The organism is Vibrio sp. 1CM8B, from assembly GCF_023161685.1.
GTDB lineage: Bacteria > Pseudomonadota > Gammaproteobacteria > Enterobacterales > Vibrionaceae > Vibrio > Vibrio coralliirubri.
Map to the genome: position 1 here is coordinate 120,275 of NZ_JALNTU010000001.1, position 16,395 is coordinate 136,669.

Here is a 16,395-nt window from a genome sequence, read left to right on the forward strand (position 1 = left end):
TCAGCCTATCTCACAAGATACAGGCGCATCTAGGCTATGAGCACAGAAGACCTTTCTGTGCAGGTTGCGTCATTTCGATGTCACCTTGTAGAGAACGGTAAACGATGGTGTTCCACACTTCACCATTATCCATTTCAAACTCAATAGCGTAATTCAAACCCGCGACAACCTGAGTTCGCACACTCAGGATCTGCTTGAGCTCAGCTGAAGTGTTCATTTGACCAAGAACTGCGTTTAAAGCTTGCTTAGCTTCTGGTGTAATCTCACTTTGCGACCAACCACCCGTCAGGTTTTTAGTACTGCAGATAGGGTTCGCATTCTCTTGTGGTTGAGTTGGTACCTCTGATTTCTGACTACACCCAGCTAACGCCACGACACTAAACAAGGTTGCTATTCCAAGTAATGATGTTAATCGTACTTTCTTCATAAATTCTCTCTACCTCAATCATTTACGAGGGATTACTCGCAATAATGTTTCATATTCAGGCAAGCTTAAACCTCGAATGTCATCACTTAATCAGAGATTATGGTGTAACTACTCTATAAACACAGGAGATTGTCAGGAAAACAAACCGTGCGCTGGAGCCCTTCGTTTATCCACCTGATATTTAGAACATTAAAATGGGTAGCGAGAGAATAGGCGAGTATAAGAAAGGCACAATTAATCAGTTAATTACATGCTTCACACCCAAAACATTCCCATTACGATTAATAAGATGAGCTCATCTTGATGTGGATTATGATATTGGTTCAAAAAATAGATATTTGAAATTATTTTATAAATTCAAAAGTTTATGCTCGGCTTAATCATGTCTGATTTTAAAACTGTGATCCAACCCTACAAGTTGTTGATAATAATGTATTTTGTTCATCTGTGAATTCATTCAAATATGGCAAATCTTTATTGTTAAGGGTGAGTGCAAGTAGTAAAATCTCGCCCGATTATGCAACTTACTTCTCACACCATAGACACAAGTAAAGTTACGATTGGCTCTCTCAAAGTAACGTAACTTCAAACACATACCTAAAATCAGTGTCCTATAGATAGTACAGATCAAATAAAAATAATTATATAAACCTAGGCTAGGTTAAACATGAAATTAACGTCGTCTTTAGGCTCACTGTTGGCTAGCAGTCTGTCTATCGAAATAAAACAGCGAGCGCTGATAGAGCTCGTCATCAGCACTTATCAGCCACAACAGCGCACTGAGCTTTTTCAAAACGTGACTGAATATCGTAGAAGCCAGTTAGAATTGCTTTTCCCAGAGCATCAAAACAAAAGCTACTCTGTATTGTTTGAGGTGATGGACTACCGCGATCTGATTCTGCGCTATCCAAATACACTATCTGCAGAGATTGCTCTTCTAGAGCAGGCCGTAGGGCAGTGCTATATGCATTGGCTAGATTTCTGGTGTGAGTGTGAAATTGCTGCGATCAAAGCAAAATCTCCATTAAATCCAAGCTCCATTTCTCATGTCGACCTCCCTATCAATGACAGTGCTTATTACGGTGCGATCATCGAACAGATAGAACATGAGCCACTTTTGGTACAAACACCGAGTCACCCACAGGGAATGCCAATCAGCGATGCCATTGCTTTAAGCAACCTTGAGGTATTCATCAAGGGTGAAAAATGGTTTGAGATGCTGCCTTTATTACACCTTTCTCAGGCAGGTAAGCATTTTATTCTGCTCAAACATCCAGTCGATGAAGCCTTTCCAACACTGGTTTCCTCTGCGCTGATTCAAGACTGGTCTAAGAATGACACTTGGCTAAGCTACGCACCGCCGTTCAGCAATGAGCAATGGCAATACTGTTTACCCAATTACGGCTACGATGAACTCTCAGGGTTACAACTTTTCACACCGCCTACACTGTCAAAATGTTACTCTCTCCCAGAATTTGACCAACAATTCCAGTTACAATTGTCCGACAAAAATGCCCTATGTGAAGTGTTGCGTCTGACAGTCAGTGGCAATACCCAACAAAAGCTCTATTTCCTCTACCTTGCTCAAAAAGAGCTGATGAGTGTGTTACACCAAATAGGCTATAAGATTGGCTTCACTATTATCGAGCAACCTTTCATGCTTCAGTTTTATCAAACCATTGATTCGAATGCGTACTTCCATGCTGGGTATTGCGAATTAAATGATGATGGCACAACAATTTATCGAGGGTTCTGGAATTTCGAGATGATGGTAAAAGCGTTCAATAATATCGATTTTCGGAGCTACAAACGCGCAGTGCGAGAGAGCAGAAAGTCATTAGAAAAGTCGCGCTCGGCAGGAAAAACTAGCTCGGTGAAAAAGGATGAACATGTTTGATTTCGGCCTAGAGGCGATCATCTATGCAAAAGCAATCACACTGCTTGCAACCGTGGCTGTGGTTGTCATGTGGTTGTTCTATTACTGCTATCGCCTGAAACAGAAGAACGAAGTGATCGCGGGGACACACCATGCCCCTTACATCGCGTATTCGATCTGCATTGTTGCGTGGATCAGCAGTAACGCTTATTTCCATACCGACTTATTACCAGAGCTTGGGGCCTCGGCCGCCGTGTTCGCCGCAAAGTTTGCCAACCTCGCCTCATTCTTTGCGTTTGCCTTTGCCTATTACTTCTCGTGTAAACTCGCCGCCGAACAACGTAACGGTAAGGTTCATGTGTGGCAACAAGCCATTTTCGTCACCTTAACCGTCTACTCCTTCTTTATCAATTTAAGTCCGGGGTTAACCGTTGAACACGTCACCATTGCAGGCCCAAGCCAGTTCGTGATTGAGTTTGGCCCGCATACGCCGTACTTCTTCATTGGGATGATTAGCTTTGTTATCCTGACACTGCTCAACCTAGTGGCCATGCGCGCCAACAGCAGCAAGCTGACCTTAGCTAAAACCAACTACATGATCGCAGGCATATTAGTCTTCATGCTGTCTACTGCGACGATCCACCTAGGCATGACCTACTTCTTGCGTGATTTCTCGCTCACTTGGCTGCCACCAGCTTTGTCGATAAGTGAAATGTTGTTCGTTGGCTATGCCCTGCTGACCTCACGCTTCTACAGCGTGAAATACCTGGCGTACATGAGCCTAAATGCGATGTTGGTTTGTGCTATTTTGGTGATCCCTTTTGGCGCGATATTTATCCCGCTGACAGACGACAGTCAATGGCTCGTTGCTATCCCAATCTGTGCGATTATCGGCATCACTTGGCATGTTCTCTACAAACGCGTAAGCCACTACGCCTCGTTCTTTGTCTACGGCAACAAGAAAACGCCAGTACAACAGATCCTCTCACTAGAAGACGATTTCAAGCTGTCGATTGATGATGCAATGCGTCGATTAGGCAGCCTACTGCAGATCCCTGAAGACAAGCTGCGTCTGGTGAACAGCAACTACAACGAAACCTTCTACGAAGATTATCTGTCTACCAACAAGTCCGTTTTAGTGTTCGATGAGCTGTCTCAGGAGCTTGATTACACCGCGCCAGCTAAGCGCTCGATAAAAGCCCTGTATGACAAGATGAGTTCAAACGACACCGCTTTGGTGATGCCTTTATTTGGTCAGGGGAAATCGGTCACGCACTTATTGGTCTCGTCACACAAGAGCAACGATAAGATGTTCTCTAACGAAGAGATCTCTGCACTGCAAACCTTGTTAACTCGTGTTCAAAGCACCATTGAAGCCGATAGACGCATTCGCCAAAGTCGCGCTCTAGCTAATTCTATCGCACACGAAATGCGTAACCCGCTGGCTCAAGTGCAGCTGCATTTTGAGGTGTTAAAACAGCACATTGATAACCAAGCCCCAGCTAAACAAATCCTAAAGGATATTGAGAATGGCCAAGCGGCGATTCAACGCGGGCGACAACTGATTGATATTATCCTGCGCGAAGTCAGTGACAGTACGCCTGAACACGGCCCTGTGACCATGACCTCTATCCACAAAGCCGTGGATCAAGCCGTAAGCCACTATGGTTTTGAGAATGAAAAGATCATTGAACGCATTCGTTTACCACAACACGCTGATTTTGTAGCAAAGCTGAATGAAACCTTATTCAACTTCGTCATTTTCAACCTGATACGCAATGCAATCTATTACTTTGATTCTTACCCAGAAAGCCAAATTGAGATCAGCACCAACACCGGACTTTACGAGAACGTTCTGATATTCCGAGATACTGGCCCCGGCATTGACGAAGCCATTACGCATAAAATTTTTGATGATTTCTTCTCGTACCAAAAAAGTGGTGGTAGCGGCCTAGGACTCGGTTATTGCCAACGAGTGATGCGTTCATTTGGCGGCCGAGTTGAGTGCCACTCTAAACTTGGGGAATTTACTGAATTCCACCTGTACTTCCCGGTGGTACCCAATGCACCCAAAGCAGACGCACTTCGTACGCCTTACTTCAATGATTGGAAAAGTAATCAAAACGCAACTGAAAACAAAACCAACGCAGAAGCTAAGCCAGATAACCAAGCGAAAACGCAAAGTTCAGAACCAACAAGTGCGCTAACCCCAGAGAACCATTTGGCTCCAACCGTGCTTATCGTCGATGATAAAGAAGTGCAACGCACGCTTGTTCAGATGTACCTGAGTCGACTTGGCGTAAATAGCTTACAAGCTAAAAACGGCGAGAATGCCGTCGAGCTGTTCAAAACACACAAGGTCGATTTGATCTTAATGGACGTACAAATGCCGATAATGAATGGTTTTGACGCAAGCCAAATCATCAAGGCACGCTCTCCTCAAACGCCAATCATTGCTTTGTCTGGCGAATCAGGACAGCACGAGTTAGATATGATCAGCAAGTTGATGGATGGTCGCCTAGAGAAACCAACCTCTTTGAACGCGCTGCAACACGTGCTCGATAACTGGCTTGAAAAAGGCTGGGCGTCGAATGCTCCCAAAGAAACCGAAAGTGAAGAGTAGCTAATGGCTAATGGCTAATGGCTAACAAGTTAATCAACGACTGATAAAAAATCCCCTCAAGAAAGGTTCTTGAGGGGATTTTTATTTGGGAACATTTCAGCCATTAGAAAAGATATTAAAGCTCTTTAATCTCAATCTGACGCAGCGTCTCCATGTATTCCAAAGTTTCATTCACATCGACTGGCTCGTACAAACGTAATACACCAGCCCAACCTTCAGACACTTCAAAATCATAAGCTGTACCGGTACCACAATTGAATGTGACAGACACTGTGCCATCACCGTTATCACGCATGGATTCACCAGAAGCATAGAAGTGCTCAGAGTCGATCCAACCATCCGCTCCATAAGTGGTTAGAGAGTAGTAACCACCGCGCCCCTCAAAGTCCAAATTTGGCGTTGGAATCGTCCACTCTTGGCACGTTGTTTTACCTTGGCCAGGAACACGCTCTAGATACTGCGCAGTGTCTGCAGGTAACCCAGCATAACCAAATGCCGTCACGTATTTGAAGTGGTGGTCTTCTACGTCATCCAAAGTCGCACCAAATCCCTTTAACCCTTCAATAGGCGCGCCGTGTTGCATCACGTTATTAATAAGTTTCAGTCGGTAGTTTTCAACGTCACTTGGGTTATAGCCTTTGCCCTGATAAGGCTTGTTAGAGTTCGCTTTGATAGAAAGTAAACTCTGACGGCGCTTAGTGTCTTCAATAGAATCTGCTATACGCGTTCTTGCTAGCACATGAACATGAGTTCCGGTCGTCAAATCATCTGCCGTTAGGTGAAGTGTTTCACCTCGGCGAACCACTTTATGCACAAGATGATTTTCGTCCATGATATGAATAATCTGGAAGTAATCGTTGTCTTCGCCTGGCACATGGAATGTTGCGCCTTCTGATACATCCACAACCATAGTTGAATAAACGACATCACGATTTGAGCGAATCACCGTTTGCGCGTCTTTGGATACTGGGTCAGCGTGCAGCCAATGGTTAACACCCACTTTGTTTTGCAGGCCAAGGAAGTTCCAGTCAGACTCCGCTTCAGGATAGTTATCCCAATTAACACCACCGATAGCCGCGTGGTCATAAACCGCTGAGCTGTTATTGTCTGCGGCCGTTACGCCAAATGCAGTTAACGCCAATAGCGTCACTAACGTCGTTTTCTTCATAATAGTTTCTCGTGTTTGTTTCGATGAGCTCAGTATGTAGATGCTGCGTGATATACTCCAATTGATTATATGAAATCAAGATATACAATATGGGTATATCTCAACAGTTTCGATGATGGAGTCTCGCGATGATGAGTAACCGCTTTAAACAACTAGACCTCAATTTACTTAAAGTATTGAAGGTGTTGGTTGAGGTAAAGAATACACGCAAGGCTTCAGATCTGTTGTTTACAAGCCAACCCTCTATCAGTCGTTCACTACAAAAGCTACGTGAGTACTTTAACGATGAGTTGTTTATACGCTCACAACATGGCCTAGAACCGACCGCCAAGTTGCTTGAAATTAAGCAGACCTTGTTACCGGTATTGCTGCAGTTAGAACAAGTACTTGAACCAAAGTCTGAATTTGATGTTGCTCAGTTTGATGGCACTGTGAACATCGCGATTAACGGATTTATTGCCAACAGCATCTCCGCAAAGCTAACTCAAATATTGTTAACACAGGCGCCGAAGGTGAAAGTGAACATTGTGGATTGGGGTGCCCATACGTTGGATTTGATCACCTCTGGCGAGGTTGATTTAGGGGTCAATTATTACCCATTAGAACTATCTAAACAGGTATACCAGAAACGTATCGCAAGTGATGATTTTGTATTGGTTTGCCGCACAGGCCACCCACTTGCCAACACATTATTGAAAAGTGACCAGCAAGAACCTTTGCAATTAGCGAGCTTGGTCGTCAGTGATTGGAACGACAATATTGCGTTAGCACCAAACGTGTTAGCCGATGTCGGCATCAAGACTGAGGTCAAAATACGTTCGACTTACTTACACAGCTTATTGTCTATAGTGAAACAGAGCGACGTATTATTCCCATGCTCAAAACTACTGGCTAATTCGCTTTCAGATGAATTTTCCTTTGTGCAGTTTCCTCATATGCCCAATATACCAAATGGCGATATTGGCATGACTATCGGGCGTAAACATCGCAATCAACCGAAAATGCGCTGGTTGGAATCGTGTATCGAAGAGGTATTCAGAGGTTAGTTACCGCATCTCTAAAAGTTGAAAAACAAAGCTAGCTCTTACTGGTGATTAGCCTCTGCCATCGCCGTTTCAATCAAATCCAGCAGCCATTTGTATTTGGCTGAGTGCTGGTTTTTCTTATGAAGATAGGCGAACACCTCCATCTCCTCGGGGCCCTCTTCCAACCCCTCAATCGCGATTGAGCGCAATACGCCTTTATGTTGTTCAATCACCGGAGGCATACAAGGAGCGATAATATTGGAGTGCTTGATCGTTTCAATTAACCCAACAATAGAAGTCGTTCGCAGTGCCATGTTAATTGTCTTACCTTGGCTTAATACTTCCTCTTCCAACCGCGAATGTTTGTTTTGGTCGAAATAAGCAAGGTCAACGTGAGCAAATGGAAACGACAACAAATCATCAATCGTTGCGATGGACGCCTTGAAAGGATGATCTTCTCTCACTGCCAATACAAACTTTAAGTTCACGAGCGGTACAGCAATGATCTCAGCAGGCAAATTCTCAGCTTCAAAGTGAATGACAAAATCAACCTCGTCACTTTTGAGCCTTTCTAAAGAATTTTGGGAACTCGTATGACTGATCAGCCTTGAAAATGGACTTTCTATTGATAGCTTATGAAAAAGAGCGGGCGTCAACCAAGGCAGGATATGAGGGTTTGCCTCTATCTTGAAATCTTCGCTTAAATCCGCAGGATTAAACTGCTTTCCTTCTTCTATCGCCGTGAATAGCCCGTCCAATAAAGGAAAAACTCGTCGATACAGGTTGTCTGAATAAGGGGTTGGCAAAAACTGCTTATGGGACAACACAAACAATTCTTCACCTAGAGACTCCTTAAGCTTCTTGATGCTTTGGCTAACGGCAGGTGTCGAAACAAACAGCTTCTCAGCGGCTTTTCGCAAGCTCTTCTCTTGATATACCACCACAAACACTTTCAATAAATTCAGGTCGACGTTGTTCAGTTTCATAGCTAACCATAAAGTATTGCTTAACGAATGGTTAAGTTTATATGAATTAACTTAACAAAGTCCACTTTGTATAGTTGTCCCACCTTCACGATGTACACGGATGTAGTGAGATAATTCTATGAGGCAGCTATGTTATTACAACGTTCTATCCTTTCCCTAACTCCTCTTTTGTTGGCCAGCGGTGTTATCGCTGAAGAAACAGAAGTTCAAGACATGTCAGACCCATTGGCGGTCTACACACAAGCTGGCTTCGGCTACACAGATAAAGGCTTAAACCTCAAAGTAGGACAAACCTACGACACAGGCAGCGACACAACCATGGGCATGAATGTCTTCGAAATCAAAGGCATCGCTGGTGAAGCTGTTGGTTGGAACAACCGAGGTGCCGACGACAGTATTGACTCGATCCGCTTTAGAAACTTTGGAGTAGACCTAACCAACGGTCGAGGTACTCAAGTTGATATGTCTTGGGATTTCGATAGCAACCAAGGTAGCGCGTCTTATAGCTTTATTCAGGCATTACCACAAATGGGCATGTTTAATTTCTACCCACTTGCGGGTGTCGGTGTTGCTGCTGGTGAAGAGTTGGTTGAAGGCACTGGAGGCGATCTCGACGCCGATCAGCTTCGCGACCGCTACAACATGCACGGTACTTTCTACGTGGCGGGTATGTACGCAAAAATGCAACTTACCGATAAGGTTTGGTTGAACTACAACCCCATGTATTTAGGCACAATGTCAGGGTCTTCAACGTTCAAAGATTTTGGGTTTGAGGGCAATGATTCAGTACTCGCACATGAATTTGCAGCGAGCTATCAAATCAATCCTAGAGCCAACGTTCGTTATTTCGCAAACTGGACAGAAAACACCAGTATCGAAGACGGTGATCACCGCATCGAATTTAACTACCAATTTTAAGTAGTGATTTCGGCTTTAACGAGCCGGTTTCGCTTGAACGAATAAGTTTAAGTTTTGAGGACACATTATGAACATGATATCTAAAGCCCTTACCGGTACTTTCACACATCCACTGCGATCAACAGCGATGCTCGTTTCTTTAACAGCCTTGTTTTCAGCAACGGCGATTGCTGGAAACGATAACCCAACAGAAACCCTTCAAACACGTGCGGGAGACTTCACTTTCGAAACCGACTTTCTTCATGGTATTCCAACACAAGAAAGCTCAGCAAAACTGTTCGAACTGATGGACTATCAACGCGCGTCACAAGCTTACATTTGGTCCGTCCCTTTGGTGTCAAACTACGCATGGAAACAAGCCTATGCCGACATGGGTGCAGAGGATGGTCAAATTACTTATGTTGAGTCTCATGAATCTAAGCTAGGAGGCTTAACTTACAACACCTCTACGCCTTACGCGATTACTTGGTTTAACGTAGAAAAAGAGCCCGTTATTATAGAAATCCCCACAAATGAACTGCGCGGCGCAGTACACACTATGTGGCAAATCGGTATTTCTCAGATGACTGAGCCGGGCATCTACGTGGTAAAAGCCAAAGGGTCTGAAACACCGAGCAACCTGCCAAAAGGCGCTAAGGTTTTTGAGTCAGACACCAACTATGTTTTCTTCGGCGTTCGCTTAATGGCAAATTCAGACCAGCAACGTATGAAAGACTTAGAGGCCCTGAAAATTACCGACCTTAACGGCAAGCCACTGAGTGATAACGGCGTAAACTTCCCTGAGCGTGGTGAAGATGCCAAACACCCAAGAGGTATGGCATTTTGGAATACGTTGAATGAAGCCATTCAAGCAGAACCAGTAGCAGAGCGTGATCGCATGATGCACGACATGCTACGCCCACTGGGTATTGAGAAAGGTAAGACGTTTGAACCATCAGGTCAGCAGCGTGAAATCTTAGAGCAAGCTGTAGTTATGGGGGAAGCTATGGTTAAGAATATCGACTTCAACAAAACAGAACGCTTGCCACACGCAGCTTACGGTAAAGAAGGCAACTTTTGGGAAGTCGCGACGGCTTCAACACCAAACCAAGATCGTTACTACGGTATGGATCTCGATGGACGTGCAGCTTGGTTCTATGAAGCTGTAACTAACGACGTAGCAATGCACGGTTTTGAAAATGGCGGCTGGGGTCAGATCTACCTAGACAACTACCGTGACGACAATGGCAAAGGGCTAAATGGCAGTAACCACTATACTTTGACGCTAGATGGAGATGTAAATTTCGCCGATTTGTTCTGGACAATTACAGTCTACAACGTAGAGAACCGCGCCATCATCGACAACGATATTGAGCGTGCCGACGTGGGTTCTAACATTGAAGGGACAGTTAAAGATGCACAAGGCAATTACACCTTCCACTTTTCACCAACTAAGCCAGCGGGCGTTAATGAGGCTAACTGGGTGCAAACTCGAGAAGACGAAAACTGGTTTGTTTACTTCCGCGCATACTCACCAAGTAAAGCATTTGTAGCGCAGCAGCCAGAAACCTTACTGCCTAACTTTAAGCGTGTGGACTAGCCGTTAAGTCTATGTACTAACGATTAAGCCCTTTACGACCTACGATAAAAGAGGAGCCTCAATGCTCCTCTTTTTTACTTTGGCCAAATTGTAAAAACCAAGGGTATCGTCTTAGGAACCTAACCAAAGATGAAGAGTAGATGGCTAACGGCTAACAAGCTAATCAACGACTGATAAAAAATCCCCTTAAGAAAGGTTCTTGAGGGGATTTTTATTTTGGGGTGAACTCGTAAAATTCAGCGAGTTACAATTCTTTAATATTGTTGTTCGATCAAACGAATAAAGTAACACCCGTTTCTTGGTTAATTGAAATAGATTGTGCCACTCCATTTCTTACCAACCTTAAATTGATAACGTCCGTTCGCCACTCGATATCAGAAACTCGAACCTCATCGTTTTGCGTCAAGTTATGTACCGTGGCAACTTTAAGAACCGCTTCTTGGCTACGCAAAATCGTGTAAGCTAAATCACTGGTTGCAGGGTTGTCTGGCGCATACCCCAACAACAGAGTCGCTGAACTATCCGTTATCAGCTGCTGATTAAATTCGGTTTGTCCATCAATCGAATAATGTAAATTAGTGGACGCTTTAAGAGGCATCTCATGGCAGCTCGTCATTCTTGCTAAAGGCCCATCTAGTGGATTGTCGCAACCTTGTGCCTCCATCAAAGCGCTGTGTTGCCCTCTGACATGCCAGACCAAATCTAGTTGTTGGTGGTGAGGGTTTTCCGCAGTATTGAATTCAATCGCCACATCCCCTAACCACAGAATTTGACGGCGAAACACAACGTCTTTGTACGCGGCTAAATCCCACTGAACAATAGTATGGCTATCGACCGTCGGTAACTCACCACACCAATCTGTTTGTGTGTCTAACCATGTGTAGGACTGTTCTTTTACAAACGTATTCACTTGAGGGTTGGCTGGCGGTTGATTCTTCTGATTCACCGCCAAGGTGTTGTGCGTCACCGTATTTTTATAATACCCGTAATGCAGTTCAGCACCGTACCCTGTTGTTCCCAAATCAGGCAAAATTTCTTTACCATTTCGAGTAATGATCATCCCTAGTCGATCATAGTGATCATGCTCACCACCATACGGAGAGTGCTTAATTAATAGCATGTTATCGTGCTCTCGATCGTGCATGATCGTGACGCCTGATTGTTCTGCATGAATAGATTGGCACATAAGCGGCTCTGCCACAGGTAATGCATCAACACCGTACAACAGCGCGTCGATATTGTTGCGTGGCTTATCTTGATAGATGCTCTGTAACGCCGATGCAAATAAAGGGTCTCGGAACTCGCGATACCCGAATTCGAACAGGTGGCTATGAGTTAACTTCTCTTGACCGGCAATACAATCGTTCAGACGTGGAAAGTCACCCGTATTGATGAGTAGCTTGAGCGGGAACGCCAACATGGTATGGAAGTTTGGCACCGATTGTAGTGAGTACCTTGTTTTACATGCCATTTTTTCGAAATTCAGAAGTGCTTGTAAAGCGTAGTAATGATAATGGATAGAACCTTCAAACCATAAGCCCTCCCCTTTTACACCATGCTCTAACTGATACTTCAAGCCATAAGGGGTGCTCACCGCAAAGTCGATGAATTCTCGCTCACCAAGTATCAAGCCTATCACGCCAATAGTCGCAGAAATCTTCATTTCATGGTTATGCAATTGATCAGCTCGATGTTGCATCAGGAACTCAGCGCCTTCACGTAACAAGCGCTGTTCAATGAACAATTGCTCTTCGGTATTCAACTGCTCTTTAACGAAATCATAGCCTCGGGCAAAATCAATATTGCAATTCGCTTCACAGAGAGTCTGCGCATTTGCTTTTCCTGGACCGTTATATGGAATACCGCCATGTTCTTCGTAATTCGGGTAATATTCTGCATAACCCAATAAGATCTCACGAACTTTTTCGAAGTATTTGCGGTCTTGAGTAATGTGCCAAAGCAAGCCTAGGTCATTACACGCTTTCGAATTGAGCCCATTAAGCCAACGCCACCATGCACCGTCATAAGGTTCCCCAGTAAGCACCTCGCCATCAACAGGACATACATGTTCAGTGGGTCGGTCTCTATCCCAACTTAAGCGAACCCCATGCGTGGGGCAAAAATAATATAAATTCCATGTTGCGCGGGCATCAGGTGGAACGAGAGTGTCTGAAGTAAGCACAACCTGATTATCATGAATAATTTGTTCGATGATCTCTTGGCTGGCATTTTGACGAATGACCGCCATTTCCTGAGAGGTAAACTGCAGCATAATGGATACCTATACTAAATCTTTAGATGAATGAAAATTGAAGTATTGTTTGGCGTTTTGATAACAGATATTCTCGACACTCTGTTTAAGCAAAGGCTCATCATTCGGTAATTCCCCGTCATCGACCCACTTACCGAGTAAGTTACATAGAATGCGACGAAAATAGTCATGACGAGAGAGTGAGAACACGCTGCGAGAGTCGGTTAACATTCCGACAAAACGTCCTAGAGCCCCTAAATTTGCTAGGTCTTGAAGTTGTTTTTCCATACCCGCCTTATGATCGTTAAACCACCACGCAGAACCAAGCTGCACTTTACCTGGCTGCGCATCACTGTCTTGAAAGGCGCCTATAATTGACCCAAGTACAGGGCTATCTTTCGGGTTAAGGCTATATACGATGGTCTGAGGGAGTTGGCGGTCTTGATCTAACAAACTCAATAAATGACTCAGGTTTTCTGCAATTGGGTTGTCACTGATAACACTGAAACCCGTACCGCCGCCTAGATCATCAAAGCGGCGCTTATTCACATTAGTTAACACTCCAATATGAATTTGCATCGACCAACCATGCTTATGATAAGCCTTGCCAAGCACTTCAAAAACGGCCGTCTTAAACTGCGAGATTTCTTCACTATTCAGCGCATCACCACGTTTGACCTTTGCTATAGCTTGATCAAGTACATCAGGGTGATAGTGTGAAAAATCTACAACTTTTAACCCTAGGTCAGATAATCGGCAGTTATGCTGTGCAAAATAGTCCACACGAGACGTGATTGCTTGAGCGTAGCTTGCAAAATCGACGATATTAATGTCACTGATGAACGCCAGTGAATCGAGTGTCTTTTGAAAACTACTTTGATTCTCTATTTCAATCAGACTGTCAGCGCGAAATGTCGGCAAGACTTGTACAGTAAATTCTGAACGATTCAGTTTATCGTGATACCTCAAATCGCTAAGTGGATCATCGGTAGTGCACAAGGTATCGACTCGACTCTCTTTAAGCAGACTTTGGAATCGGTGAGACTCTTGGCTGAGTTTTTGATTACAGTGTTGCCAAATAACCTCGCAATTCTCTGAGTTGAGTAGTAAATCGAGACCGAAGTATCTCTTAAGCTCCAAATGACACCAGTGATACAGCGGATTGCCGATAAGATACGGCATGGTCTCACACCACTTTTGAAACTTTTCATAATCACTCGCATCACCTGTGATGTAATGCTCATCGACTCCGTTACTTCGTAATGCACGCCACAAGTAGTGATCGCAACTCAACCAAGCCTGAGCAATATTGTCGTATTGATGGTTGTCATAAATCTCTTTGGCATCTAGGTGGTTGTGATAATCAATAATGGGAAGCCCTGCCGCGTAATCGTGATATAAACGCTTGGCAGTGTCCCCCTGCAATAGAAAATCTTTGTGTATGTATGAAGACATAATTCAAACTCTTGTAAAAAACTGTATTGATGAACTTTAGGGAAAAATTCAATCATGAAATTGTTTCCTAAAACCCCTCTACGAGGTGGTTCATATAAACCAGAGAGCGTCCCCTCTGGCCTATACCCTTGTTACTTTTACATGACTAGTTATTGCCGATTACTTGGATGTAGATACTTCTAACCGAGGCGTTTTCCTCGCACTCTTCAATAACAGAGAACCCACAGTAACAATCACTGCGCCACAGAAGATAAAGGCCATGCGACCCCAGAACGGGTTCGGGATTAGTACCATCGCAGTTACAAGTGCACCGAAAACCAGAATGAGTTTGCCTAGCATGTCGCGTTGTTGGCGATCCATTTCATCTTGTCCTTCCTCTTCGATAACAGGAGTCGCAACATCACTCCAAAACTCTTTAAGTTCTGTGTTTCGTTTGCCCACTGGCTCTTTGTAGAACTTAGTTGTTAGACAGAAGAAACCACCCGTGATCACAAGGTGACCAATAACCCCAAGCAGAACTTTTAGGTCACTCGCTTCACGTCCTGTGAACGGAACCTCTAGGTTTAATAGATTGGCAACGACGTCTGCTGTAAGCACAAAACTCACGATGTAAGACACCAACATGCCCACAGCCAATGTCGCCCAAGCTGCCCAGTCGGGCGTTTTCTTAATAAACATACCGAAGAATAGCGGCACTAGAATTGGCATCTGTAACAGCGTACTTACGTACATCATTGCATCGAAAAGGCTCAAGCCACGAAGAGAGTTAATGAACAACGCCACCATGATGATCAATATGCCAAAGACCATGGTCATAAACTGACTTACTCGCATCAGCTTCTTGTCATCCGCATTTTTGTCCATGATTGGCGCGTAAAAGTTACGCACGAACACACCTGAATTTCGGTTTAGACCTGAATCCATTGAAGACATTGTTGCTGCAAATACAGCCGACATAAGAAGTCCCACCATACCAACCGGCATGACGTTTTCGACAAACACTAGGTAGACTGCATCAGCTGCTTTACTACCAAGTTCAGCCGCGTGCACAGTTGCCGCTTCAGGATAGATAATTGCCGTTACCCAAGGTGGTAAGAACCAAATTGCAGGTCCAACCAGCATCAATACAAACGCAAGGAGTGCCGCTTTACGTGCGTTAACAGAATCTTTCGCCGTTAAGAAGCGATATGAATCTTGCATGTTGTTGATGTTTTGCAGCTGCTTAACGAACATGAAGATAAACCAAGATACGAACAGCAATGGATAGTTCATATCAGAACCCATGACACTGTCGGCAGGGAATTGCTCGATAAGATTCGCTGGACCACCAATTTTTGCCAATGCAGCCACAGCACAAACCACCGTCACCGCCATGATCACAACCATTTGTACAAAGTCTGAAGCAACAACCCCCCATGCTCCACCCAGAACTGAAATGAAGAGAACAATCAAGCCAGTCACAACGATCGTGGTTTCGATATCCACTTTAAACACAGCACTAACGAAGAGTGCGAGACCATTTAGCCAAATGCCGGTGTAAACCACACTTGTCGGCATTGTCGCCCACGTAAACACTTGTTCATTCGTTGCACCGAAGCGACGACGCACACCTTCAATAGGTGTAACAACACGCATTTGTCGAAAGCGGTATGAAAAGAACAACCACGAAAGTAGAAAGCCAAATGCGTTCGCCATGAAAATAACCATGATTGGGAACCCATCGGTAAAAGCTTTACCCGCAGCGCCAGTAAATGTCCAAGCACTAAACTGCGTCATGAATGCGGTAGAGCCAACCATCCACCACAACATCTTGCCTCCTCCACGAAAGTAATCACTGGTAGAGCTGCCTGCAAAACGTTTGAAGATGACGCCAATCGCTATCATAAAGATAAAATAGACACCAACAACGAGCATGTCGATATTCATTACGAACCCCTTTTCATTATTGTTCCGTTTAAATGATTTAATTTTTAAAATGCCGTTTCATTATTGCATTAACGACATTTTATTTAAGGGTGATCTGTGATTTTTGTGATCCAAATAATGCAAAAGTCATACAAATGAGATCGAGGTTGGATTATTGAGAT

Annotated in this window: 11 protein-coding genes; 5 read left to right on the plus strand and 6 right to left on the minus strand. The window is 44.2% G+C overall.

Translation table 11 applies throughout. The annotated features are described in order from the left end of the window. Positions 1-34: 34 nt before the first annotated feature. On the minus strand, positions 35-427 hold the full coding sequence (locus tag MSG36_RS00510; RefSeq protein ID WP_048614685.1) for a cystatin domain-containing protein: 393 nt from the start codon (positions 425-427) through the stop codon (positions 35-37). Between the two features lie 667 nt (positions 428-1,094). On the opposite strand from MSG36_RS00510, the gene MSG36_RS00515 reads away from it, so the two are divergent. Beyond that, positions 1,095-2,324, plus strand: coding sequence for an acyl-homoserine-lactone synthase (locus MSG36_RS00515; protein ID WP_050712378.1), 1,230 nt, complete (start codon positions 1,095-1,097; stop codon positions 2,322-2,324). Continuing rightward, positions 2,317-4,926 (plus strand): hybrid sensor histidine kinase/response regulator, encoded by a 2,610-nt coding sequence (locus MSG36_RS00520; RefSeq protein ID WP_248365777.1) that lies wholly within the window; start codon positions 2,317-2,319, stop codon positions 4,924-4,926. Before MSG36_RS00515 ends, MSG36_RS00520 begins: the two co-directional genes overlap by 8 nt. Before the next feature lie 115 nt (positions 4,927-5,041). On the opposite strand, the gene MSG36_RS00525 is transcribed toward MSG36_RS00520, so the two are convergent. After that, the gene (locus MSG36_RS00525; RefSeq protein ID WP_050633040.1) at positions 5,042-5,317 is read right to left on the minus strand and encodes a hypothetical protein; all 276 of its coding nucleotides are present in this window, start codon (positions 5,315-5,317) and stop codon (positions 5,042-5,044) included. Positions 5,318-6,222: 905 nt separating this feature from the next. Between MSG36_RS00525 and MSG36_RS00530 the strand changes: the two genes are divergently transcribed. Then, positions 6,223-7,140 (plus strand): LysR family transcriptional regulator, encoded by a 918-nt coding sequence (locus MSG36_RS00530; RefSeq protein WP_248365779.1) that lies wholly within the window; start codon positions 6,223-6,225, stop codon positions 7,138-7,140. Between the two features lie 38 nt (positions 7,141-7,178). Here the strand turns inward: MSG36_RS00530 and MSG36_RS00535 are convergent, their stop codons facing one another. Beyond that, complete coding sequence (locus tag MSG36_RS00535; protein WP_248365780.1) at positions 7,179-8,105, minus strand: LysR family transcriptional regulator; 927 nt, start codon at positions 8,103-8,105, stop codon at positions 7,179-7,181. Positions 8,106-8,234: 129 nt separating this feature from the next. Here MSG36_RS00535 and MSG36_RS00540 point away from each other — a divergent pair, with 129 nt between their 5' ends. Next, on the plus strand, positions 8,235-9,023 hold the full coding sequence (locus MSG36_RS00540; protein ID WP_248336118.1) for a hypothetical protein: 789 nt from the start codon (positions 8,235-8,237) through the stop codon (positions 9,021-9,023). 67 nt (positions 9,024-9,090) lie between these two features. Continuing rightward, positions 9,091-10,602 (plus strand): DUF1214 domain-containing protein, encoded by a 1,512-nt coding sequence (locus MSG36_RS00545; RefSeq protein WP_248365781.1) that lies wholly within the window; start codon positions 9,091-9,093, stop codon positions 10,600-10,602. Between the two features lie 271 nt (positions 10,603-10,873). Here the strand turns inward: MSG36_RS00545 and MSG36_RS00550 are convergent, their stop codons facing one another. The 3 genes from MSG36_RS00550 to MSG36_RS00560 all read right to left on the minus strand — a co-directional run bounded on the left by MSG36_RS00550 (position 10,874) and on the right by MSG36_RS00560 (position 16,234). Beyond that, positions 10,874-12,874 carry a heparinase II/III family protein gene (locus MSG36_RS00550; protein WP_248365782.1) on the minus strand — a complete coding sequence of 667 codons (2,001 nt, stop codon included), beginning with the start codon at positions 12,872-12,874 and terminating at the stop codon, positions 10,874-10,876. A 9-nt stretch (positions 12,875-12,883) separates the two neighbouring features. After that, positions 12,884-14,308, minus strand: a complete 1,425-nt coding sequence (gene uxaC, locus MSG36_RS00555; RefSeq protein WP_248365783.1) for a glucuronate isomerase — start codon at positions 14,306-14,308, stop codon at positions 12,884-12,886. A 159-nt stretch (positions 14,309-14,467) separates the two neighbouring features. Continuing rightward, positions 14,468-16,234, minus strand: coding sequence for a sodium:solute symporter family protein (locus MSG36_RS00560; protein ID WP_061032174.1), 1,767 nt, complete (start codon positions 16,232-16,234; stop codon positions 14,468-14,470). Positions 16,235-16,395 lie beyond the last annotated feature (161 nt).

Bases quoted from the DNA above. Each gene is read 5' to 3' on its own strand.
- MSG36_RS00550 (WP_248365782.1), bottom strand. From the start codon at position 12,874: ATGCTGCAGTTTACCTCTCAGGAAATGGCGGTCATTCGTCAAAATGCC.
- MSG36_RS00540 (WP_248336118.1), top strand. From the start codon at position 8,235: ATGTTATTACAACGTTCTATCCTTTCCCTAACTCCTCTTTTGTTGGCC.
- MSG36_RS00510 (WP_048614685.1), bottom strand. From the start codon at position 427: ATGAAGAAAGTACGATTAACATCATTACTTGGAATAGCAACCTTGTTT.
- MSG36_RS00535 (WP_248365780.1), bottom strand. From the start codon at position 8,105: ATGAAACTGAACAACGTCGACCTGAATTTATTGAAAGTGTTTGTGGTG.
- MSG36_RS00530 (WP_248365779.1), top strand. From the start codon at position 6,223: ATGATGAGTAACCGCTTTAAACAACTAGACCTCAATTTACTTAAAGTA.
- MSG36_RS00545 (WP_248365781.1), top strand. From the start codon at position 9,091: ATGAACATGATATCTAAAGCCCTTACCGGTACTTTCACACATCCACTG.
- uxaC (WP_248365783.1), bottom strand. From the start codon at position 14,308: ATGTCTTCATACATACACAAAGATTTTCTATTGCAGGGGGACACTGCC.
- MSG36_RS00560 (WP_061032174.1), bottom strand. From the start codon at position 16,234: ATGAATATCGACATGCTCGTTGTTGGTGTCTATTTTATCTTTATGATA.
- MSG36_RS00520 (WP_248365777.1), top strand. From the start codon at position 2,317: ATGTTTGATTTCGGCCTAGAGGCGATCATCTATGCAAAAGCAATCACA.
- MSG36_RS00515 (WP_050712378.1), top strand. From the start codon at position 1,095: ATGAAATTAACGTCGTCTTTAGGCTCACTGTTGGCTAGCAGTCTGTCT.